Annotated in this window: 21 protein-coding genes; 16 read left to right on the forward strand and 5 right to left on the reverse strand. The window is 67.1% G+C overall.

Annotated features, from left to right (window positions below; translation table 11 throughout):
- Nucleotide 1: 1 nt before the first annotated feature.
- The 3 genes from CAL26_RS19370 to CAL26_RS19380 form a co-directional block, all read right to left on the reverse strand.
- Complete coding sequence (locus tag CAL26_RS19370; RefSeq protein WP_094848389.1) at nt 2-862, reverse strand: alpha/beta fold hydrolase; 861 nt, start codon at nt 860-862, stop codon at nt 2-4.
- The gene (locus CAL26_RS19375; RefSeq protein WP_256988531.1) at nt 862-2361 is read right to left on the reverse strand and encodes an MFS transporter; all 1500 of its coding nucleotides are present in this window, start codon (nt 2359-2361) and stop codon (nt 862-864) included. The genes CAL26_RS19370 and CAL26_RS19375 overlap by 1 nt, the downstream gene beginning before the upstream one ends.
- Before the next feature lie 104 nt (nt 2362-2465).
- Nucleotides 2466-3395 carry a LysR family transcriptional regulator gene (locus CAL26_RS19380; protein ID WP_094848391.1) on the reverse strand — a complete coding sequence of 310 codons (930 nt, stop codon included), beginning with the start codon at nt 3393-3395 and terminating at the stop codon, nt 2466-2468.
- A 105-nt stretch (nt 3396-3500) separates the two neighbouring features.
- On the opposite strand from CAL26_RS19380, the gene CAL26_RS19385 reads away from it, so the two are divergent.
- From CAL26_RS19385 to CAL26_RS19395, 3 genes are read left to right on the forward strand one after another with little or no spacing between them, the layout of a single operon-like run.
- On the forward strand, nt 3501-4544 hold the full coding sequence (locus CAL26_RS19385; RefSeq protein WP_256988532.1) for a Bug family tripartite tricarboxylate transporter substrate binding protein: 1044 nt from the start codon (nt 3501-3503) through the stop codon (nt 4542-4544).
- A 34-nt stretch (nt 4545-4578) separates the two neighbouring features.
- Complete coding sequence (locus tag CAL26_RS19390; RefSeq protein WP_094848392.1) at nt 4579-6009, forward strand: MmgE/PrpD family protein; 1431 nt, start codon at nt 4579-4581, stop codon at nt 6007-6009.
- A 42-nt stretch (nt 6010-6051) separates the two neighbouring features.
- Complete coding sequence (locus CAL26_RS19395; protein ID WP_094849979.1) at nt 6052-7041, forward strand: quinone oxidoreductase family protein; 990 nt, start codon at nt 6052-6054, stop codon at nt 7039-7041.
- Nucleotides 7042-7104: 63 nt separating this feature from the next.
- Here CAL26_RS19395 and CAL26_RS19400 read toward each other — a convergent pair whose 3' ends face one another.
- Nucleotides 7105-8682 (reverse strand): DHA2 family efflux MFS transporter permease subunit, encoded by a 1578-nt coding sequence (locus CAL26_RS19400; RefSeq protein WP_094848393.1) that lies wholly within the window; start codon nt 8680-8682, stop codon nt 7105-7107.
- A 249-nt stretch (nt 8683-8931) separates the two neighbouring features.
- On the opposite strand from CAL26_RS19400, the gene CAL26_RS19405 reads away from it, so the two are divergent.
- The 10 genes from CAL26_RS19405 to CAL26_RS19450 all read left to right on the forward strand — a co-directional run bounded on the left by CAL26_RS19405 (nt 8932) and on the right by CAL26_RS19450 (nt 17861).
- Entirely contained in the window at nt 8932-10095 is a 1164-nt protein-coding gene (locus tag CAL26_RS19405) for a sensor histidine kinase (protein ID WP_179283397.1), read from the forward strand.
- Nucleotides 10083-10835 carry a LytR/AlgR family response regulator transcription factor gene (locus CAL26_RS19410; RefSeq protein ID WP_094848395.1) on the forward strand — a complete coding sequence of 251 codons (753 nt, stop codon included), beginning with the start codon at nt 10083-10085 and terminating at the stop codon, nt 10833-10835. The genes CAL26_RS19405 and CAL26_RS19410 overlap by 13 nt, the downstream gene beginning before the upstream one ends.
- 129 nt (nt 10836-10964) lie before the next feature.
- Nucleotides 10965-13169: a putative bifunctional diguanylate cyclase/phosphodiesterase gene (locus tag CAL26_RS19415; protein ID WP_094848396.1), complete on the forward strand. Its 2205-nt coding sequence runs from the start codon at nt 10965-10967 to the stop codon at nt 13167-13169.
- Nucleotides 13170-13288: 119 nt separating this feature from the next.
- A complete protein-coding gene (locus CAL26_RS19420; protein WP_094848397.1) occupies nt 13289-13600 on the forward strand; it encodes a BufA1 family periplasmic bufferin-type metallophore in 312 nt (103 codons plus the stop codon).
- Nucleotides 13601-13683: 83 nt separating this feature from the next.
- On the forward strand, nt 13684-14598 hold the full coding sequence (gene bufB, locus CAL26_RS19425) for an MNIO family bufferin maturase (RefSeq protein WP_094849980.1): 915 nt from the start codon (nt 13684-13686) through the stop codon (nt 14596-14598).
- Nucleotides 14588-15367: an HvfC/BufC N-terminal domain-containing protein gene (locus tag CAL26_RS19430; RefSeq protein WP_094848398.1), complete on the forward strand. Its 780-nt coding sequence runs from the start codon at nt 14588-14590 to the stop codon at nt 15365-15367. The genes bufB and CAL26_RS19430 overlap by 11 nt, the downstream gene beginning before the upstream one ends.
- A 4-nt stretch (nt 15368-15371) precedes the next feature.
- A complete protein-coding gene (locus CAL26_RS19435) occupies nt 15372-15899 on the forward strand; it encodes a DoxX family protein (RefSeq protein ID WP_094848399.1) in 528 nt (175 codons plus the stop codon).
- A 12-nt stretch (nt 15900-15911) separates the two neighbouring features.
- The gene (locus CAL26_RS19440; RefSeq protein WP_094848400.1) at nt 15912-16553 is read left to right on the forward strand and encodes a DUF1109 domain-containing protein; all 642 of its coding nucleotides are present in this window, start codon (nt 15912-15914) and stop codon (nt 16551-16553) included.
- A gap of 97 nt (nt 16554-16650) precedes the next feature.
- Nucleotides 16651-17223, forward strand: coding sequence for a sigma-70 family RNA polymerase sigma factor (locus tag CAL26_RS19445; RefSeq protein ID WP_094848401.1), 573 nt, complete (start codon nt 16651-16653; stop codon nt 17221-17223).
- Nucleotides 17220-17861, forward strand: coding sequence for a DUF1109 domain-containing protein (locus CAL26_RS19450; RefSeq protein WP_094848402.1), 642 nt, complete (start codon nt 17220-17222; stop codon nt 17859-17861). The genes CAL26_RS19445 and CAL26_RS19450 overlap by 4 nt, the downstream gene beginning before the upstream one ends.
- Nucleotides 17862-17879: 18 nt before the next feature.
- Here CAL26_RS19450 and CAL26_RS19455 read toward each other — a convergent pair whose 3' ends face one another.
- Complete coding sequence (locus CAL26_RS19455; RefSeq protein WP_094848403.1) at nt 17880-18371, reverse strand: YciE/YciF ferroxidase family protein; 492 nt, start codon at nt 18369-18371, stop codon at nt 17880-17882.
- 287 nt (nt 18372-18658) lie between these two features.
- Between CAL26_RS19455 and CAL26_RS19460 the strand changes: the two genes are divergently transcribed.
- The 3 genes from CAL26_RS19460 to CAL26_RS19470 all read left to right on the forward strand — a co-directional run bounded on the left by CAL26_RS19460 (nt 18659) and on the right by CAL26_RS19470 (nt 21116).
- Nucleotides 18659-19543, forward strand: a complete 885-nt coding sequence (locus CAL26_RS19460; protein ID WP_094848404.1) for a manganese catalase family protein — start codon at nt 18659-18661, stop codon at nt 19541-19543.
- A gap of 144 nt (nt 19544-19687) precedes the next feature.
- Nucleotides 19688-20122, forward strand: coding sequence for a low affinity iron permease family protein (locus tag CAL26_RS19465; RefSeq protein WP_094848405.1), 435 nt, complete (start codon nt 19688-19690; stop codon nt 20120-20122).
- 55 nt (nt 20123-20177) lie between these two features.
- Nucleotides 20178-21116 carry an SDR family oxidoreductase gene (locus CAL26_RS19470; protein ID WP_094848406.1) on the forward strand — a complete coding sequence of 313 codons (939 nt, stop codon included), beginning with the start codon at nt 20178-20180 and terminating at the stop codon, nt 21114-21116.
- The last annotated feature ends 8 nt before the right edge of the window (nt 21117-21124 follow it).

A 21124-nucleotide genomic window follows, 5' to 3' on the forward strand; every position in this document is an offset into this window, starting at 1 on the left:
CTCAGATTCCGCGCACGAAGGCCGCCAGCTCCAGGTTGAACCGTTCCGGGAACTCCTGGAATGGCGAATGCCCGCAGTCCTCGTACCAGGATATGCGCGCGTGCGGAATGGCCTCGGCGATCATGCGGGCGGCCTCGGGCAGCACCACGGCGTCCCGCGTTCCCTGCGTGACCAGGACGGGCACGCGCACCTGGCGCAGCGCCTGGATGGTTTCGTCCGGATCGGTGTGCCAGGCGGCCGCCGCGCGCCGTACCGGCACCGGCACGATGGCGTTGTAGCAAAGGGCCCGCTCGTACAAGGCAAGGGCCGGCCGGCGGTAGTAGCACGCGTCCAGGAAGGCGATCGTGTGCTCGACCTCCTGCGACACCGTCGACGCCGCCACGCGCTGCGCCGTGGGCGTGGCCGGGCCCACGGCACGCGCGTCTTCGATCACGCGCGAGCCGACGAAGTTGACGCCGCCCAGCGCGCGGTCGCCATGGCGCATCAGGTATTGCCGCAGCACCCGGCCGCCCATGGACCAGCCGACGGCCACGGGCCGCCGCAAGCGCTTGGCTTCCAGGACCGCGGCGATGTCGTCCGCCCAGTGGCTGTGATGCTGGTAGGCCGCCGCATCCAGGGGCTTGTCGGCGGCGCCATGGCCGCGCAGATCGACGGCCACGATGCGGAACTCGGTGGCGAGTTCGCTGGCGATCTGCGGCGCGAAGCACAGGTGGCACTGGGCCACGCCGTGTATCAGCAGGATCTCCTTGCCGTCGGGATTGCCCCACTCGTAGGCCGCCAGCCGCACGCCGCCGGCCCCCGTCACCATCAGCGGCGCGACGTCCGGCACCATCCAGCGTCGATCTTCGTCTTGCGTATCCATCAGCTCGATATCTCCTCCAGCGGGCGGCGCAAGGTGCGCGGGCCGAACAGGGCGATGACCAGGATCATCAGCACCATGGCGATGCCCATGAAAGCCGCCACGCCGGGCGTACCGCCGACGCCCAGGAAAAAGCCGATCAGCAGTCCCACGATGGCGGCGCTGGCGCGCCCCCAGCCGTACACGAAACCCACGGCGCGGCCGCGCAGGCGCGTCGGGAACTGCTCCGCCTGGTAACTGTGGAAGATAAACGAGAGCCAGTTGTTCGACAAGGTGACCAGCACGCCGAACACGATCACCGCGGCCGGACTGACCTGCATGGCGAACAGCACCATGAACACGCCTATGCCCACGCCGGCGCACACGATCTGCCACTTGGGCTCCATGCGGTCGGCGACCAGCAGGCCCAGCAGCGGACCGAAGGGGTTGGCGATCGCGATGATGAAGGCATACTGCAGGCTCTTCGTAATCTCCACGCCCTTGGCGATCAACAGCGTGGGCACCCAGGCGCTGAATCCGTAGAAGCCGATCACCGCCAGCAGATTGAACACCGACATGACGATCAGCCGCTTGCGATGCGGCGGCCGCAGCAATTCGGAGAAATGTCCCTTCGATTCGATGCGCACCGATGCCGGCACTTGGGCAGGCGGCAAGGGATGCCCCAGCTCGCGTTCGGCGCTGGCCTCGATCTGCCGCATGATGCGCTCGGCGCGGTCACGTTGGCCGTGCATCGCCAGCCAGCGCGGGCTTTCCGGCAGTGCGCGGCGCAGCCACCATGCGGCCAGGGCGCCCACCGACGCGATGATGGCGACCCAGCGCCAGCCATCCAGGCCGAAGATTCGCAGCGGCACCAGCAGCCACCCCAGCAAGGCGACCACGGGCACGATCAGGAACTCGATGAACTGGTAAAGGGCGAATGCCCGTCCACGCGCATTCGGCGGCACCAGCTCGGGGATGAAGGTGTCGATGGTCACCTGCTCCAGGCCCAGGCCGATGGAAGCGATGAAACGGAACAGGTCGACACCGCCAGCCGTATGCTGGAACGCCATCAGCAAGGTGGCCAGGGAATACCACACCAGCGACACGGTGAAGATCGCCCGCCGCCCCGCGCGGTCCGCGATGAAGCCGAAGAAGATGGTGCCGACGAACATGCCGGCGAAGGTGCAGAACACGAAAAAGCCGACTCCGCTCAGGCCGAAGAAGTGCAGCGAACTGGTGGCGAACAGCCCGCTCTTGACCAGGCCCGGCGCGATGTAGGCTGTCATGAACAGGTCGTACAGCTCGAATATCGCGCCGATCGAAATCAGGAAAACAAAGTGCCTGGCGGTCTTCGAATACGGCAGGCGATCCAGGCGTGCCGCGACCTGCAGCGCGTATTCATCGTTGGATTGGCGGTTGGGCGGGGCGGCCGGCATGGCGGCGGAAGACGGGGTTGTCGCGGCTCCGGCGTCGGGCGGGCGCGCGGCACCCCGCGCCGCGCCATCGGGGGCGTGAGTGTCCATATGCTCTGTCTCCAAGATCGTTATTGTTGTGATGCGTGGCGAATATTCCGGCTACATCGCAAGGGGCGCAAGCCAAATAAACGCAGAGGCCGCATGATAAAAAATCATGTCTTGCCAGCGGCGGCCGGCCTGCCGGGGCCGGCTTCTTCATAAGGCGTGGTCTGCACCATGGCCAGCAGGTTGGCCACCGCGGGCGCAAGCGGACCCGATCGATACGCGATGCCCAGCGTGGCACGCAGGTCCGTTTCCTTGAGCGGCACGTAGCGCACGTCGTCGATGCGCGCGTGGCGCATGCACGCCGGCACGACCGTCACGCCCAACGAGCTGGCCACCAGGTTGATGGTGGAAGAAATCTGCGGCGCGTGCTGCACGATCCTGGGGCTGAAGCCGAGCGCTTCGCAAGCCGTGACGATCATGTCGGACAGGCCGAAGCGGGTCGCCCGCGGATAGAGCAGGAACGGTTCGTCCTTCAGCTCTTCCAGGCCCAGAGCCTTGCGCCGCGCCAGGCGGTGCTTGCGCGGCAACGCCACCACCATGGGTTCTGTCGAGATCAGCCTGAAGCGCACCGTGTCGTCCATCCCTATCGGCAGGCGCACGAAAGCGATATCGATCCGGCCCTGGCGCAGCGACTGCACCAGTTGCACCGAGCGGTTTTCCTCCAGGGTCATTTCGACGTGGGGATAGCGGTCCCGGTATCGATGCAGGGCGGTGGTGACTTCCGCGCAGAAGGAAGCCGACTCCGTGAAGCCGACGCCGATGCGCCCCACCAGGCCCTGCGCGCTCTGCTTGCACCGCAGCGCGGCCTTGCCGACACGATCCAGGATTTCTCGCGCGTCTTCGAGCAGCACGCTGCCGGCCTCGGTCAGCCGCACGTTGCCCGGTTGCCGATCGAACAGGCGCGCGCCCAGTTCACGTTCCAGCATCTTGATCTGGTACGTCAGCGGCGGCTGCGCGATACCGATGCGCTGCGCCGCGCGCGTGAAATGCAGTTCCTCCGCCGTGACGACGAAATAACGCAGATGACGCAGATCCATGGCGGCGCTCCATACAAAATTTGTATTGTGGAAAGGTGTTCAATATATTAGACAGGCACAAAGTGGGTGTCTAGACTGCATTCCGGTCCAGAGAGGAGACATCACATGCATAAAGAATCGACCGGCGCCGCGGCATCGATGGCCCGCGAACAACCCGCGTCCGCGCGGCGCGCCTTCCTGCAGGCGGCCGCCGCCGCATTGGCGCTTCCGGCCGCGCAACTGCTTCCCGGCCTGGCGCGCGCCGCCGACAATTGGCCGGCCAGGCCCATCCGTTTCGTCGTGGGTTTTCCGCCCGGCCAGACCACCGACGTGATCGCGCGTGCCTATGCCGCGGCATTGCAGCAGAGCCTGGGCACGCCCATCATCGTCGACAACAAGGCGGGCGCGAACGGCATCGTCGCAGCGCAGTTCGTCAAGGCGGCCGAGCCGGACGGCTACACGCTGCTGTTCGGCACGTCGGGGCAGATGGTCATCAACCCTTCGCTCTATGCGCACCTGAGCTACGACACCGCCAAGGACTTCGTACCCGTTGCGCCGATCGCGCGCGGCCGGCTGTTCCTGGTCGTCAACAACGACCTGCCGGTGCGCACGCTGCCGGAACTGCTGGCCTACGCCAAGGCGCACCCCGGCCAGTTGCGCTTCGGTTCCGGCGGCATCGGCATCACGTCCCATCTGGCCATGGAGATGCTGAAGTCGGCGACCGGCCTCGATGCCTTCCACGTTCCGTACAAGGGGTCGCCGGCCGCGCTGAATGGGTTGATCGGAGGTGAAGTCCAGACCCTGTTCGATTCCGGCGGATCGCTGTTGCCGCTCGTCAAGGCGGGCAAGATGCGCGCCATCGCGGTATCGACGCTGGATCGCGACCCCGGCTTGCCCAACGTGCCCACCGTGGCCGAACAGGGCGTGCCCGGCTTCCAGGTGTATGCCTGGAACGCGGTACTGGCGCCGCTCGGAACGCCGGCGCCCATCGTGCAAAAGCTGACCGGCGCGTTCGGCCAGGCAGCGAGCAGCAAGGTCGTCGAATCGTCGCTCGCCGCGGCGGCGCACGACCCATTGCCCGTCAAGGCGGCCGACCTGGGCCAGTTCATCAGGACGGAAACGGCCCGCTGGCACGACGCGGTCGCCGCCGCCGGCATCAAGCCGGAATAGAACGCTCCACACACTACGCGATACACGGATTCCCATGCACACCACGCCGACCGTTCCCACATCCCCCGACGCCGCCGCCACCGCGCACGACGGCACCTCGCCGACCCGGCGCCTGGCGGCGTTCGCCGCCCGCCTGCGCTTCGAAGACCTGCCGCGCGCGCTGGTCGAACAGATACGACTGCACGTCCTGGACGGCATCGGCGTGAGCCTGCACGGCGCGACGCTGCCATGGACGCGCCACGTCGCCGACATGGCGATGGCGGAAGGCGGCCATCCCGCCGCGTCCCTGTGGGGCCACCAGGGCGCGCCGGAGGCACGCACGTCGGTGTCGCAGGCCGTCCTCGTCAACGCCACCGCGGGCCATGCCTTCGAGATGGACGACATCCACAAGGAGTCGATCCTGCATCCCAACTCGCTGGCCGTGCCCGTCGCGCTGGCCTTGGCCCAGACCATGCCGGGCGTGAGCGGCCGGGAAGTCCTGGCGGCCATCGTCGCCGGCTATGAAGTCGGCACACGGGTCGGCAATGCCGCCACCACACGGCTGTTCCTGAACGGCTTTCATCCGCAAGGCGTCACCGGCACTTTCGTGGCCGCCGCGACGGCGGGCCGGATGCTCGGCCTGGACGCGGGCGCGATGACGCACGCGCTCGGCATCGCGGGCTCGATGGGAGCTGGCCTGATGGCGGCGCAGGAAGGCGCCATGGTCAAGCGCCTGCACGCCGGACGCGCGGCGCAAAGCGGCGTCTATGCCGCCTATCTGGCGCAGCGCGGGTTCACGGGTATCGAGAACATCCTGGAAGCGGACTACGGCGGCTTCCTCAGCAGCTTTTCGACGGCTCCTCGCAACGAACGGCTGACGGAAGGCCTGGGCACGCAATGGGAAGCCGGCGAAGTCGGCTTCAAGATGTACCCCAACGTCACCAGCATGCATGCCGCGCTGGATGCCTACAGGGATCTTCAGGCCGCGCACGGGCTGCGGCCGGACGATATCGAGCGCATCGAGGTGGGCTGCGGCCATATGACCTACGTCCATGTCGCCTGGCCCTACCGTCCCGTCAGCGTCACGGCGGCGCAGATGAACCTGTTCTACGGCCTGTCCGTGCTGGCCTTGCGCGGCAGCCTGACGGTCGACGACTACGACGACACACGCATTGGCGACCCGGCGGTGATGGCGTTCATGCAGCGCATCCATCCTTTCGAGGACGAACGAATCGAAAACAAGGGGCCGGCCTTCCGCCACGCGGCCACGGTCCGGGTGCTCACGCGGTCTGGCGACGTGTTGTCGCGCGAGGTATGGAATCGCCGCGGCAGCCCGGAGAATGCCGTGTCGCCCGGAGAAGTCGAGGAGAAATTCTTCGCCAACGTGGCCGGACGCATGCCGGCGCAGTCCGCGCAACGTATCGTCAAGCTGGTCAACGCGCTTGACACGCTTCCCGCCATCGACGAACTTACCGCGCTGTTGTAGGACAGGAAAACCACGGAGACCCCCAGCCCCATGACCACCACCATGCGCGCCATCACCATCGAAACCTACGGTGGGCCCGAGGTCGTGCGGATGCGCGACGACGCACCCGTCCCCGTGCCACAGGCGGGGGAAGTCCTGGTCAAGGTCGCCTGCGCGGGCGTCAACTTCATGGACATCCATACTCGCCAGGGAAAGTACGCGGACTCGCGCACCTATCCCGTCCGTATCCCCTGCACGCTGGGCATGGAAGGCGCGGGCGTCGTGGTGGCCACCGGTCCGGGCGTGACGCACCCCGCCGCGGGACAACGCGTGGCGTGGTGCGTCGCCTGGGGCAGCTTCGCCGAATATGCCGCCATCCCGGCCCGCCTGGCGGCCGTCATCCCGGACGCCATCGGCTTCGATACGGCGGCGTCCGCCATGTTCCAGGGATGCACCGCCCATTATCTGGTCCACGACGTGGCCCGGCTGGAACGCGGCCACAGCTGCCTGGTCCATGCGGCCTCCGGCAGCATCGGGCAGATCCTGATCCAGATGGCCAGGCGCATCGGCGCATCGGTCTACGCCACGGCCAGCACGGACGACAAGCGCGCCGTGGCGCTGCAACGCGGCGCCGACGAGGCCCTGCCTTATGCCGACGGCGGGTTCGCGGACCAGGTGCGCGCGCTGACGGGCGGACGCGGGGTCGACGTGGTGTTCGACTCCCTGGGCAAGGCGACGCTGCGCGACAGCATGCGCGCCGCGCGCACGCGCGGGCTGATCGTGAACTACGGCAACGTCTCGGGGTCGGTGAAGGACCTGGACCCCTATGAACTGGGCGAAGCCGGCTCGCTATACCTGACGCGGCCGCGGCTGGCCGATCACATGGCCGACGCCGCCACCGTGCAGCGGCGCGCCGACGCGGTGTTCGGCGCCATCCTGGACGGCGGCCTGACGATAGCGATCACCGACCGCTATGCGTTCGAGGACATCCCCAAGGGTCACGCGCGCATCGAGGCCCGCGAACAGGTGGGCAAGGCCGTGGCCTGGATATGACGCGCCGGCGGCCTGCGGGTACGCGGGGCGCGGCGCCCCGCCCCGCCATGCCGCGCGCCGCCTTCAATGCGCCGCGGAAGCGTCGGCACCGCCGCCGCCCTTGGCCGGGCGCGTGATCCAGATCAGCGGGATGATCAGCAGGAAGATCAGCGCCGATACGTAGAAGATATCGTTCAGCCCCATCATCGCCGCCTGCGCATTGAGATTCACGTCGAACAAGGTCTGCGCCGCCCGCGTATCCAGGTGCAGCAGCGAACGGAGCGACTCGATCTCGTGGCTGAACAGGGGATTGGACGCATTGGCCACCTCTGTCAGGCGCTCGTGGTGCAGGACGGTACGGTTGTTCCACACCGTCCCCGCCACCGATGTGCCGACCGCGCCGCAGAACACCCGCACGAAGTTGGACAGGCCGGCCGCCGCCGGCACCCGCGACGGGGGCTGCCCCGACAGGATGATCGCCGTCAGGGGCACGAAGAACAGCGCCATCGGTATGCCTTGCAGCAGCGTGGGCCACACCAGGTGCCAGACGTCGATGTCGGTCACGTAGAACGACCGCATGTAGAACACCCCGGCAAAGCAGATGAAGGCGACCGTGGCGATGATGCGCGCATCCGACTTGGGCAGCAGCCTGCCGACGATAGGCGACAGCACCAGCGCGAAGATGCCCAGCGGCGCGATCGCCAGGCCGGCGTCGATGGACCGGTAGTTCAGGTACTCCTGCATCCACTGCGGCAGCAGCACCAGGTTGCCGAAGAACACCCCGTAGGAAATGGAAATCGCGATGGTGCCGCCGCTGAAGTTGCGCTGGGCGAACAGCCGCAGGTCGACGATCGGGTGCTCCTCCGTCAATTCCCATATCAGGAAGAAGGTGAAACTGACCACCGCCGTGACGCCCAGGCCGACGATCAGGGACGAATTGAACCAGTCCAGGTCCCGCCCCTTGTCCAGCATGATCTGCAGGGCCGCGACCCAGGTGATCAGCAGCAGCAGTCCCACCAGGTCGATGGGCAGCTTGCGTGTGGGCGTCTCGCGGCGGCGATAGATGCTCCAGGTCACCAGGGCGGCGAATATCCCGACCGGGATATTGATGTAGAAGATCCACGACCAGCTGTAGCTGTCGGTGATCCAGCCGCCCAGCGACGGGCCGGCGATCGGCCCCACGGTGGCGGTCATCGCCCATAGGGCGAGCGCCATGGAGCTCTTCTCTTTGGGATAGGATCCCAGCAGGATCGCCTGCGACATGGGTATCAGCGGGCCGGCCACGGCACCCTGCAGGACGCGCGCGAATAGCAGCACCGGCAGGCTGGGGGCGATGCCGCACAGCCAGGACGCCAGCGTGAACAACACGATGGAGGCCACGAACAGGCGGATCTGCCCCACCCGCTGGGTCAGCCAGCCGGTCAAGGGGATGGACACGGCGTTCGACGCGGCGAACACGGTGATCACCCAGGTGCCTTCGTCGACGGACACGCCGAGATTGCCGGAAATCGTCGGTATCGCCACGTTGGCGATCGACGTATCCAGCACGTTCATGAACGTGGCGAGCGCCACCGCCAGGGTCGCCAGCACGAGCTGGCCACCCTGCAGCGGGGGCAAGGGGGTCGGGGTTGGGGTGGGAGTAGGAGCTTGCGGGGTGGCCATGGGACCTGCCTGGGGTAAACACGTAACCGTAGGTTCTCACGCGAAGCTGAACACAGCCTGATGGCGCGGCAATTTCGTGCGGAAAGACCGCATCAGCCCGGCACCGCGCGGAAAAACTTGTTGCCGGCGGGGGGCAAAGCTATCCTTCACGCGCGGCGGACGCCATATTTATTCCACAGTTGTAGCTTTTCCCCCGATCCTCCGCCCGACAACCTCCTGGAAACGGACACGGTGGATACTTTCCGGAAATTGAGCGCAGGGGAAACCGGCCCCCGTTTCTGGCGCGCCCAGGTCATCGGCTGGCTCTGCCTTGCCGCGATCGGCTTCTTCATCCGCTGGGGCGCCTTCGGCCACGCCGGCCTGTCCCTTGTCCTGACGCTGGTGCTGGACAGCCTGGGATTCCTGGCCACCAGCGCCGGCGCCATCTTCCACGCCCGGCATCCCGGTCCCGGCAAGATGCAGGCCATCGCCATCGCGGCGCTGCTGTGCACGGCGGCCGCCTGCTTCAACGCCCTGATCGCCGATGCGATCCATGGACTGTTCCCCGCCAGCGCCGTCACCTATGTGCCGCGCAACGGCTTTTCCATGGGTTTCATCTACTACCTGGGGATTTTTTCCATCTGGACGCTGGTGTATTTCGGCGTCAGCGCCGAACTCGACGCCCGCACGCAGCGCATGTCCACCATGCAGGCCGAAACGCGCGCGCTGCAGCTCAAGCTCGAACACCTGCAGCTGCAGATCGAGCCGCATTTCCTGTTCAATACCCTGAACACCATCGTGGCGGAGATCGCCGACCGCCCCGCCGTCGCCGAGGAAATGACGCGGCGGCTGGCCTCCTACCTGCGCTACTCGCTCAATGCGCGCGGCAGCGCCATCTGCCGCCTGCGGGACGAGGTCGCCGCCCTGGAAACGTATATCGGGATCCAGGCCCTGCGCTTCGGCGACCGTTTCGAGTACCGCTGCGAAGTCGAACCGGCGTCCCTGGACGCCCGTATCCCGCATATGACGCTGCAAGGCCTGGCCGAGAACGCCATCAAGCACGGCATGCGCGGCGAAACGCCGCATTTCTCCATCAATCTGCGGGCGTGGCGGGAAGGCGATGCCCTGATCGTGGAGATGGACAATCCCGGCATCCTGAACGTGCCCTTCGACTCCGGCGAACTCCCGGGCGGGATGCATCCCGCGCTGGCGCGCGACGCCGTGGCGCCCCCCGCCCAGGGCAGCCGCGCCGCCGTCGAAACCGCGCAGACTGCCAATGGCGCTTTCAACAGCGCCTCCAACGGCGTGGGGCTGCGCAACCTGAGCCAGCGCCTGGCGCTGCACTACCCCGGACGCAGCCGCTTTCTCCTGGTGCAGCGCGCCGACCGCACCGTCGCCCGGCTCTATATGACGGGAGAGCCATGCTTCGCGTAGTGATCGTCGACGACGAAGCGCCCGCGCGCCGCTACCTGCGACGCTTGCTGGAAACCCATGCCGACGTCGCGATCGTCGGCGAAGCGGCCACCGGCGACGAAGCCGGGCGCGCCGTCCGCATGCAAAAGCCGCACGCCATTTTCCTGGACATCGACCTGACCCGCGGCACCGGTTTCGACGTGCTGGAGAACCTGGAGGACACACCCGCGGTGGTCTTCGTGACCGCGCATGCGGACCATGCACTGCGTGCCTTCGACGTCGCCGCCGTCGACTACCTGCTCAAACCCGTCGACGCGCCCCGGCTGGCGCAAACCCTGGCCCGGCTGCGCCAGACAACCGCGCCCGTCCCGCGCGCGGACGCCGGCCGCCAGGACGACGCGCCGGCGCCGGGCCACCTGCTGGCGCGCACGCGGCAGGGGCTGCGGCGCATCGACATGCGGATGCTGTCGGCGGTCCTGGCGCAGGGCGATTACGTCAGGCTGTGCTGCGCCGACGGATCCACGGAGCTTATCCATGGGACGCTCAGCGGCCTGCGGCCGCAACTGCCTGCCCCGCCCTTTTTCCAGGCGTCGCGGTCGCTGATCCTGAATCTGGACCACGTCGCCCGCGTCGGCCGCGACGCCCGCAAGTTCGTCGAGTTCACGCGGCAGACCGCGCCGCTCGAACTGGGCAATACGGCCTATGAGCGGCTGAAAAAAGAACTGTCGGCGCAGCCTCCCGGCCGCGCTGCGCGAACGTGAATTACCATTTGCTACACATTAATGTTACTGGATGTTATAAATAGAGGAGATTGCGGCGGCCGATACCCGCCGCGCACGGCCAGACAGCGCAGCAGATTCACGAACCGGCAAACGGCAAGGGAGAATCCGATGAAGTGCCCCGAGATACCTGCGGCGGAGGACGCCAGGCTCCAGGCATTATCCGAATACGGCCTGGGCAGCGAGCGCGCCTTGCCCAGCCTCGATCCGGTCGTGCAGATCGCCGCGCGCATGTTCGGCATGCCGGTGGCGGCGGTCAACATGATAGGCAGCGATCACGTCTTCCTGGCCGCCCAGACCGGCATTCCCGAGGACGTCGACAAGGCGCGCGACGTTTCCTTCTGCGCCCACGCCATCAACCAGGACGATGTCATGGTGGTGGCCGACGCGGCCCTGGACGATCGCTTCCATGACAACCCGCTGGTGACCGGCAGCGCCGGCGTGCGCTTCTATGCCGGCGTGCCGCTGCGCTCGCCGTCGGGCCATCCCCTGGGGGCTTTGTGCATCATCGACGGCAAGCCCCACCACGATTTTTCGGAAGACGACCGCCAGCGCCTGCGCGAGCTCGCGACGATGGCGGCCGACCGCCTGGAGCTGCGCCGCATCGAGGTTTCCGCCGAGACCACCCGGCGGCCTTTCGATGCCTATGCCAAGGACTCGCCCACCGCCGTCGTGTGGTTCGACGAGGACTGCCGCATCGTCTCGTGGAACAGCGCGGCCGCCGCGCTGCACGGCCATGAGGCGGGCGGCGGCAATGGCCAGCCGCCGGGCCTGATGTTCGATGCGCTGCTGGCTGACGACAGCGCCGCCGTCCTTCGCGATCTGGTGCGGCGTGCCATTACCGCCGGCTCGGTCGAAGACCTGGTCATGCCCGACACGCTGCACGCCCGGCGCCGCGATGGCAGCCGCTTCCTGCTGGGCCTGTCGCTGTTCTGCTGGCGCGAGAACGGCCGCCTCACCTTCAATGCCCACCTGCAGGACCTGACCGCACGCCGCCACGAAGAAGACAGCCTGCGCCGCCTCGCGCACACCGACCTGCTCACCGGCCTGGCGAACCGCAATCAGTTCTACCGCCAGGTCGAGGCCACGCTGACGCACCCGCGCGCGGCCACGGTGGTGATGCTGGACCTGGATAACTTCAAGGACATCAACGATACGCTGGGCCATGGCGTCGGCGACGAGCTGCTGCGTGAAGCCGCCCGCCGCCTGCAGGCGCTGGCCGGACCGGACGCCACCGTCGCCCGGCTGGGCGGCGACGAGTTCGGCATCCTGGTGCCGGACGTCGATGCCCGCGAACCGGCCATGGCGCTCGCCAGCGAGGCCGTCGCCGCCCTGTCCGAACCGGTCACGGCCGAAGGCCAGCAGGTGCACCTGGCCGCCAGCTGCGGCGTGGCGGTCGCGCCGCTGCAGGCGCAGGAAGCGCTGGAGCTGATCGGCGACGCCGACCTGGCCCTGGCGCGCGCCAAATCGGTGGGGCGCGGCCAAGCCTATCTTTTCGTCCCCGCGCTGCGCATGGAAGCCACCTCGCGCCGCCTGCATGGCATGGAGCTGCACCGCGCCGTCACCGATGGCGAGTTCGTGCTGTTCTACCAGCCGCAGGTGCGCCTGTGCGATGGCGCCCTGGTCGGCGCCGAAGCGCTCATCCGCTGGCGCCATCCGCGCCGCGGACTGCTGGCGCCCGCCGCCTTCCTGCCCGCCCTGGAAGGCGGTCCGCTGGCGGCCTCGGTAGGCGCCTGGGTGCTGGACGAAGCCTGCGCGCAGGCCGCCCGCTGGCGCCACGCCGGCGCGCGGAGCTTTCGCATGGGCGTCAACCTGTTCAGCGCCCAGTTCCACGTCGGCGACCTGGCGCGCGAGGTCCTGCAGGCGCTCGACCGCCACGGCCTGACGCCGGATGCGCTGGAACTGGAAATCACCGAGAACATCGCGCTCGATCACGATGACGTGGTGCTGGGCATGCTGCGCCGCCTGCACGACGAAGGCGTCTCCATCGCCTTCGACGATTTCGGCACGGGCTACGCGTCGCTCGCGGTGCTGAAGCGCTATCCGCTGAACCGGCTGAAGATCGACCGGTCCTTCGTCCACGGCATGCTCGAATCCGAACGCGACGCGTCCGTGGTGCGGGCGGTGCTGGACATGGCGCGCGCCTTCAACGTCCATGCCATCGCCGAAGGCGTGGAAACCTGCGCGCAGCGCGACGCCCTGGCGGCGGACTGCGCCGAAGGCCAGGGCTATCTGTTCAGCCCGCCGATCCCGGCCCCGGATTTCGCGCGCGCCTACGACATCGGGTGGGGTGCCGACCTGGCCCGCTGCGCCTGACCCCAGGGCTACGGCCGACGCTTTTTTACATCTACCCTGTAACCGGCTCTCCAGCACGGGCGAACTAGCTTATGTATCCGCGACGGATACCTGCTTATCGAACCCACTGGAGAGCTCGAATGTCCGCAAAAACCACCGTTACGTCCGCCATGCTGGCCACCGCCGTCGCCAGCATCTTCGCATCCATCGCCCACGCCGCGCCGCTGACGCAGGCCGAAGCCAGCGCCGCCGTGGCCGCGCACAAGGAAAAGTGCTACGGCGTCGCCCTGAAGGGCCAGAACGATTGCGCCGCCGGTCCCGGCACGACGTGCCAGGGCACGTCGACCATGGACTTCCAAGGCAACGCGTGGAAGTTCGTGCAGGGCGGCACCTGCGCCAGCATCCAGGTGCCCGGCGGCGGCCACGGCTCGCTGACCCCCATCAAGTCCTGATCGCAGGCGCAACGGGGATGGCCATGAACGCCCTTACCGGTTCGACGGCGACGCGCGAGCGTGGCCGTCCCCTCGAACGCGCCATGCGGGACGCGGCCCTGCTTGCCGGCACCAGCTTCAAGCACGGACATCTGGACGCGATCCTCGCCGACGACCCGCGGCAGGCCTTTTTCGAAGTCCATGCCGAGAACTACATGGGCGCCGGCGGCCCCCCGCATCGGATGCTGGCCGCCATCCGCGAGCGGCATCCGATGTCGCTGCATGGCGTGTGCATGTCCATCGGCGGGCCGGAGCCGCTGGATCTCGCGCACCTGGCGCGCTTCCGGGACCTGGTGGCGCGCTACGAGCCGCTGCTGGTATCGGAACATCTTGCCTGGTCCACGCATGGCGGCAGCTTCTTCAACGATCTGCTGCCGCTGCCCTACAACGCGGCAACGCTGCATCACGTATGCGCGCACATCGAACAGGTGCAGGATGCGATCCGCCGGCCCCTGCTGCTGGAAAACCCATCGACCTACGTCGCCTTCGCCTCGTCGACGATGAGCGAGACCGACTTCATACGCGCGGTCGCCGACCGCACCGGATGCGGGCTGCTGCTGGACGTCAACAACGTCTTCGTCTCGGCGACCAACCACGGTTATTCCGCGACGGCCTACCTGGACGGCTTTCCCCTCGATCGCGTGGGCGAAATCCACCTGGCCGGCCACGACGAACAACGCGACGACGAAAACGACATCCTGCTGATCGACAGCCACGACCGGCCCATCGCCGATGCGGTGTGGGCGCTGTATCGCCAGGTCCTGGGGCGCATCGGTCCCACGCCCACGCTGATCGAGTGGGACAGCGACCTGCCGGCCTGGCCCGTGCTTCGGTCGCAGGCGAAGATGGCGCTCGACATCATGGCGGGATACGCGCCGGATGACGTGTCCGATCACATGCCGGATGACGCGCCGGATCACATACCGGATACCGCGCGGGAAGCCAGCCATGCGGACTGAACGAGGATCCCGCGATCATGCCGGCGCTTTCGCGCCGGGCCTGACCGACCCCGGCTACGCGCCGCCCGCCGACCTGATCGCACGGCACGGCAAGGGCATGGAAAAGCGCTACAACGTCTACCGCAACAATGTGACGGTCAGCCTGATCGACGCGCTGGCCGCCATCTACCCCGCCGTCCAGCGCATCACCGGCGTGGATTTCTTCCGCGCCATGGCGCGCTTCCACGTGCGCGCCACGCCGCCCGCTTCGCCCCTGCTGTTCGAGTATGGGCGGGATTTTCCCGACTTCATCGCCGCCTACGAATATGCGCGCGACATGCCTTGGCTGGCCGACACCGCGCGTATCGAACGCGCCTGGCTCGATGCCTACCATGCCGCCGACGCGGCGCCGCTGGTCGCCGGCAGCCTGGCCGCCATCCACCCCGCGGCGCTGGCGGAACTTCGCTTCGCGCCGCACCCGGCCGCGCGCATCGTGCGGTCGCCCTACCCGGCCCTGTCCATCTTCACCATGAACAAGACCGACGGCCCGATCACGCCGTTGTGTTCGAGCGACGCCGAAGACGCCCTGATCACGCGCCCCGGCCACGACGTCATCGTGACCCGCCTGCCGCCCGGCGGCGCCACTTTCCTCGATAGTCTGCTGGCCGGCGATACGCTGGGCCAGTCGGCATCGGCCGCTTTCCATGCCGAGCCCGCGTTCGACCTCGCCGCCAATCTGGCCGGGATGATTTCGGCGGGCGTGTTCACGGCCATCCGATACGGAGATTGACGACATGTCAGCCCTGCAAGACACACCACAGGCGTCCGCCACGCCCACTCCCCATGGGCGCGCTTCCGCCCTGCCCGCGGCCGTGGTCGCGGTCAGGCGCGGGATCGAAAAACTCGCGCAGCCCTGGTTCGTGCAGCTGCTGCTGCGCATTGCCCTGGCCGTGCCGTTCTGGAAATCCGGCATCCTGAAATGGCAGGGATTCCTGCAGCTGAACGACACCGCCATCACGCTGTTCACTGATGAATTCCAGCTGCACCTGCCGGGCGGTCCCTACCCCTTTCCCGCGCCCGCGGTCTTCGCCTTCCTGTCCGGATGCGGCGAGGTCATGTTCCCCGTCCTGCTGGTGCTGGGCCTGGGCACCCGCTTCGCCGCCATCGGCCTGCTGCTGATGACCTGCATCATCGAGCTGACCGTGCCCGATGGCTGGCCGGTGCATCTGACCTGGGCCGCCATGGCGCTGGGCATCGCCGCCTGGGGCCCCGGCCGCATTTCCATCGACTATGCGCTCGGCGATCGCCGGCCGCGGTCCTGAAACGGAACCACCATGCGAACCCAGGACCTGGTGACGCGGCTGGCGGGCAACCTGGCCCCAGTCCCGCGCAATGCCGTACCGCGCACCCTGAACCGCGCGTTGATGGCCGGATTGGCCGGCAACACCGCGCTGCTCGTCGCGCTGTACGGCTTCGGCAGCGATATGCCCGAACAGTTGCTGACCGCCATGTTCTGGATGCGGCTGGCCTTTCCGCTGGCCATCATCGCCGCCGCGCTGAAACTCACGGAGAGGCTCGCGCGTCCCGGCGCGCCTTCCGCGCTGGCGTGGCTGACGGCGATCGCGCCGATCGCCACCATGCTGCTGGTCGCCGCCGGATTCCAGGCCGCGACGCCCTCCGACTATCGCTTGCAACTGGTGGTCGGCGCCGGGTGGCGCACCACCACCGCCGGGGTCGTGCTGCTGTCCTTGCCGTCGCTGGCCACCGCCATGCACGCGCTCAAGAACCTGGCCCCGACCCGGCTGGCCGCAGCGGGGGCCGGCGCGGGCGTACTGGCCGGCGCGCAAGGCCTGCTCGTCTATTCGCTTTATTGCCCGGAGATGCCGGTGTCGTTCTGGAGCGTCTGGCACGTCCTGGCCATCGCGGTGACCACCGGCATCGGCGCCGCCATGGCGCCGCGGTACCTGCGTTGGTAGCCATCCACCCCTGATTCATGCACACCGAACATCGTCACCGTCTTTCCGACCTCCCGCGTAGAATCACGCAAATTTTCCAGGCAGCAGCCGCCACGCCATGAACCCAGCCGCGCAGAACGGATCGCCGGAATCCGCCGAAGCCAAGCTCAGAGCCCTGCTGCTGGCGGGGCTCGACGGCGATGCCAGGGCCTATCATGCCTTCCTGCAGGCGCTCGGCAGCCACCTGCGCGCGTTCCTGCGCAAGCGGCTGTACCGTCTGCCAGATGACATCGAGGACATCGTCCAGGAAATCCTGATCGCCGTGCATAATGGCCGCCATACCTATCTGCCCGATCAGCCGCTGACCGCATGGACCCACGCCATCGCGCGCTACAAGGTCGCCGACTACCTGCGGCACCGGTCCCGGCACGAAGGGCGCCATGAACCGCTGGACGACCAGCAGGAGATCTTCGCGGAATCCGATGAAGAAGCCGCGCAGGCGCGCCGCGACGTCGACAAGCTGCTGGCGCAATTACCGGATCGGCATCGGCTGCCCATCCTGCATGTGAAATTACAAGGGCTGTCGGTCGCCGAGACCGCTCAGCTCACAGGCCTGTCCGAATCCGCGGTCAAGGTGGGGGTGCACCGTGGACTGAAGGCGTTGGCCGCGAAAATAAGAGGCTCGCTATGAAGACCGATGACATGATCTCGCTGCTCGCGGCGAACGTCGCCCCCGTGGATCGGGGCGCGCTGGCGCGACGCTATCGCTGGGCCGTGCTGCTTGGCGGACTCGGCGCCGTGTTGCTGATGTCGATGGTCTTCGGCATACGCCCCGACATCCGCGAAATGCTGGTCACGCCGCTGTTCTGGGCGAAGCTGGCCTTCCCCGCATGCGTCGCCGCCGCGGCCCTGCTGACCGCGGCGCGCCTGTCGCGCCCCGGCATGCCCGCGGTCCGCGGTTGGCAATTGCTGTCGATACCGGTGGCCGTCGTGTGGCTCGCGGCCGCGCTGGTGCTGGCCGTGGCGCCCGCGCCGGAACGCCTGCCCATGATCCTGGGCGCGACGTGGCGGACATGCCCGTTCAACATCACCTTGTTGTCCGTGCCCGCCTTTGTCGCGGTGTTCTGGGCGATGAAGGGCCTGGCGCCGACGCGGCTGAGGCTGGCCGGCGCAATCGCGGGACTGCTCGCCAGCGCGATCGCCACGGTCGCCTACTGCCTGCATTGCCCCGAAATGGGTGTGGCGTTCTGGGCGGTCTGGTACGTGGCGGGCATGGCGATTCCCGCGGTGCTGGGCGCCATGCTGGGACCGCGGCTACTGCGCTGGTAGCCGCGAATCCTGTTCTGCCTATTTGCCCTTGGCGGTCTGGTTGACCTTGCCCGCCAGCACCGTCAGCTTCTCATCGGTAGCCTTTTCTTCCTGCAGCGTTTCCAGCAGCAGCTTCATGGCGTCCTGCTGGCCCAGCTGCTTGGCGAAGGCGGCCAGCGTACCGTAGCTGGCGATCTCGTAGTGCTCCACCTTCTGGGCGGCGCCGATCAGGGCAGCGTCGAGAACCGGGCCCTTCTCGACCTCTTCGATGATTTCCTTGCCTTCTTCGACCAGGCCTTCCATGGCCATGCACTTCACGCGCTTGAGCTTCAGGCCCGCCGATTCGACGATCTGATCGATGCGCTCGATCTGGCCCTGTGTTTCCTGCAAGTGCGATTCGAAGGCGGCCTTCAGGTCCGGATTGGTCGCGGCGCGCGCCAGCCTCGGCAGCGCCTTGGTCAGTTGCTTCTCGGCGCTGTAGACGTCGGACAGTTCATGCAGAAAGAGATCTTCAACGGTTTTCGCAGCCATGAATGTGCTCCTGTACTTGGTTGGATTGAGTTGCCTGTCGAACCGGCCTTCGTCGGCACGCGAGTCCTGCCGCGCGAGCCGTTGGTTCGCCACCTCGTTCTGCAATCGTTATGCCCGCGTGGTCATCCACGAATAGCGTAGAGCAACGCGGCGGCTCGCAACGCGGATAACGCAGAGCTGATGCGATGAAGAACGCAGAGCATGCGCGCGAGCCGGGAATAGCGGTTGCTCTTTGCAGCACCGATCGCGAGCAGCGGGCTCGCGGCAAGGACCAACGTGGAGGTTTTATGTTCGCGCACAACAAGCGACTGCAATACACGGTTCGCGTGGCGGGTGGCAATCCCGGCCTGGCGAATCTTCTTCTGGAGCAATTCGGCGGACCTCAGGGCGAACTCGCGGCCGCCATGCGCTACTTCACCCAATATGTCGCCGAAGAAGATCCCGGCCGCAAGGACATGCTCATCGACATCGCCACCGAGGAGCTGAGCCACCTCGAAGTCATCGGCACGCTGGTCGCGATGTTGAACAAAGGCGCGAAGGGCAAGCTGGCCGAAGCGGTGGACAAGGAAGCGGATATGTACCGCGCGCTGCATGGCGCGGGCAACGACTCCCACGTCACCCAGGTGCTCTACGGCGGCGGTCCGGCGCTGACGAACTCCGGCGGGCAGCTCTGGAATGCCGGGTATATCGACTCGATCGGCGATCCATCGTGTGATCTGCGCTCCAACATCGCGGCGGAATCGCGCGCCAAGATCATCTATGAGCGCCTGATCAACGTGACCGACGATCCCGGCGTCAAGGACGCACTGACCTTCCTGATGACCCGCGAGGTGTCGCACCAGAAGTCCTTCGAAAAGGCGCTGTATTCGATGCAGCCCAATTTCCCGCCGGGCAAGCTGCCGCCCGACCCGCGTTTCGCCAACACGTACTTCAATATGTCGGAAGGCGAAGGCGATATGCGCGGCCCGTGGAACAGCGACGAGAACTTCGAGTTCGTGGCGACTGCGGAAGAAGCCGGTCCGCAGGATGGCGATGGCACGGCGAGCGTGAAGCTGGCGAAGGACGAAGTCACCGCGCTGCAAGGCCTGGTGGCGCGCACGGCCTCCGATCCGGACTCCAACCCCGAGACCGGCGCCGAGCTGGGCGCGGGCAACGCGACCCGTCAGGCCTGACCCACGCATCACCCCGGCACGGCATCATCGTGCGAAAGCGGCCGCGGCATCACGCCCGGCCGCTTTTTTTTGCGTGGTACAGCTCCTGCTCAGCACAAGGCATATGGTTTGCACTACCATGGCCGCCCATATCGGGAGACACCCATGGACCGCTTGTTCGCCAGATTCGCCAACGCCACCGCCCGCGCGGCCGGCAGCCCCTACACGTTCATGCTTTGCGTTCTGCTGGTGCTCATCTGGGCGGCCACGGGCCCCATGTTCCATTATTCCGAAACCTGGCAGCTCATCATCAATACCAGCACGACCATCATCACCTTCCTGATGGTTTTCCTGATCCAGAACACCCAGAATCGCGACGGTCACGCCTTGCAGACCAAGCTCGACGAGCTCATCCGGACATCCAACGCGGAAGACGAATTCATGGGCATCGAAAAGCTTTCGGACAAGGAACTCGACGTCCTGCACGCGCGCTGCGAGGCGGCCGCCAGGACCTACCAGGCCACGCTGGAGAAAACCCGAGGCGAACGGGAAAGGCGCTCGCGCAGGCGATCGGCCCATCACCACCCACAGGGCAAGTAACGGCGCGCACGGCATGCCGATTGCGTTCCCCGTCCCATTCAAACGGGAGAACGCCATGTCACTCAAACTCAAGCCGATCGCGGAACAGGTCATCGTGATCACCGGCGCCTCCAGCGGCATCGGACTGGCCACCGCCATGCTGGCCGCGCATCAAGGCGCGCGCGTGATCATGGCGGCGCGCAGCCGTAGCACGCTGGAGAGCATCGCAGCCGAACTCAGGAAGGATGGCTTCGACGCCATCGCCGTGGAAGCCGACGTGTCGATACGTGAGGACATGGACCGCGTCGCGCGCACCGCGATGGCCGAGTACGGCCGCGTCGACACCTGGGTCAACAATGCCGGCCTGTCCATCTACGGCCGGCTGGACGAGACGCCGGAGGACGACGCGCAGCGGCTGTTCCAGGTGAATTTCTGGGGCGTGGTGCACGGCTCGCTGGCGGCGCTGCCGCTGCTCAAGGCGCATGGCGGCGCACTGATCAACGTCGGCAGCGAGGTCTCCGACGCTTCCGTGCCGCTGCAAGGCATGTACTCCGCCAGCAAGCACGCCGTGAAAGGTTTTACTGATGCATTGCGCATGGAGCTGGAAGCGGACAAGGCACCGGTGTCGGTCACGCTCATCCAGCCCACGGCCGTGGACACGCCTTTCCCCGAACACGCGGCCAACTACATGGACCAGGTGGCCAAGCTGCCGAGTCCGATGATCACGGTGGACAAGGTGGCCAGCGCCATCCTGAACGCGGCGACCAGCCCCGACCGCGAGGTCAAGGTCGGCAGCATGTCGGTGATCAACACCACCATGTTCAAGCTGCTGCCGAGCCTGGCCGACCGGATGGCCCGGAAGCAGATGGGACGCCAGCAGCGCAACGCGCCGTCCGAACCGCATCCAGGCACCCTGTACGCACCCGGCGAAAGCGGGGAAACCACCGGTTTCGGCGATAGCAACCCCGCCGATCCCGACGAAGCCATGCGGCGCAACACCCGCCCGGCGCATTGAAGACCGCC

The sequence above is a fragment of the Bordetella genomosp. 9 genome, assembly GCF_002261425.1.
In the GTDB taxonomy this organism is placed as follows: domain Bacteria; phylum Pseudomonadota; class Gammaproteobacteria; order Burkholderiales; family Burkholderiaceae_B; genus Bordetella_C.

Coding starts and splice junctions, on each gene's coding strand:
- CAL26_RS19445 (WP_094848401.1), top strand. CDS start 16,651: ATGAACCCAGCCGCGCAGAACGGATCGCCGGAATCCGCCGAAGCCAAG.
- CAL26_RS19415 (WP_094848396.1), top strand. CDS start 10,965: ATGAAGTGCCCCGAGATACCTGCGGCGGAGGACGCCAGGCTCCAGGCA.
- CAL26_RS19410 (WP_094848395.1), top strand. CDS start 10,083: ATGCTTCGCGTAGTGATCGTCGACGACGAAGCGCCCGCGCGCCGCTAC.
- CAL26_RS19370 (WP_094848389.1), bottom strand. CDS start 862: ATGGATACGCAAGACGAAGATCGACGCTGGATGGTGCCGGACGTCGCG.
- CAL26_RS19470 (WP_094848406.1), top strand. CDS start 20,178: ATGTCACTCAAACTCAAGCCGATCGCGGAACAGGTCATCGTGATCACC.
- CAL26_RS19455 (WP_094848403.1), bottom strand. CDS start 18,371: ATGGCTGCGAAAACCGTTGAAGATCTCTTTCTGCATGAACTGTCCGAC.
- CAL26_RS19395 (WP_094849979.1), top strand. CDS start 6,052: ATGCGCGCCATCACCATCGAAACCTACGGTGGGCCCGAGGTCGTGCGG.
- CAL26_RS19390 (WP_094848392.1), top strand. CDS start 4,579: ATGCACACCACGCCGACCGTTCCCACATCCCCCGACGCCGCCGCCACC.
- CAL26_RS19380 (WP_094848391.1), bottom strand. CDS start 3,395: ATGGATCTGCGTCATCTGCGTTATTTCGTCGTCACGGCGGAGGAACTG.
- CAL26_RS19375 (WP_256988531.1), bottom strand. CDS start 2,361: ATGGACACTCACGCCCCCGATGGCGCGGCGCGGGGTGCCGCGCGCCCG.
- CAL26_RS19465 (WP_094848405.1), top strand. CDS start 19,688: ATGGACCGCTTGTTCGCCAGATTCGCCAACGCCACCGCCCGCGCGGCC.
- CAL26_RS19460 (WP_094848404.1), top strand. CDS start 18,659: ATGTTCGCGCACAACAAGCGACTGCAATACACGGTTCGCGTGGCGGGT.
- CAL26_RS19450 (WP_094848402.1), top strand. CDS start 17,220: ATGAAGACCGATGACATGATCTCGCTGCTCGCGGCGAACGTCGCCCCC.
- CAL26_RS19430 (WP_094848398.1), top strand. CDS start 14,588: ATGCGGACTGAACGAGGATCCCGCGATCATGCCGGCGCTTTCGCGCCG.
- CAL26_RS19420 (WP_094848397.1), top strand. CDS start 13,289: ATGTCCGCAAAAACCACCGTTACGTCCGCCATGCTGGCCACCGCCGTC.
- bufB (WP_094849980.1), top strand. CDS start 13,684: ATGCGGGACGCGGCCCTGCTTGCCGGCACCAGCTTCAAGCACGGACAT.
- CAL26_RS19440 (WP_094848400.1), top strand. CDS start 15,912: ATGCGAACCCAGGACCTGGTGACGCGGCTGGCGGGCAACCTGGCCCCA.
- CAL26_RS19400 (WP_094848393.1), bottom strand. CDS start 8,682: ATGGCCACCCCGCAAGCTCCTACTCCCACCCCAACCCCGACCCCCTTG.
- CAL26_RS19435 (WP_094848399.1), top strand. CDS start 15,372: ATGTCAGCCCTGCAAGACACACCACAGGCGTCCGCCACGCCCACTCCC.
- CAL26_RS19385 (WP_256988532.1), top strand. CDS start 3,501: ATGCATAAAGAATCGACCGGCGCCGCGGCATCGATGGCCCGCGAACAA.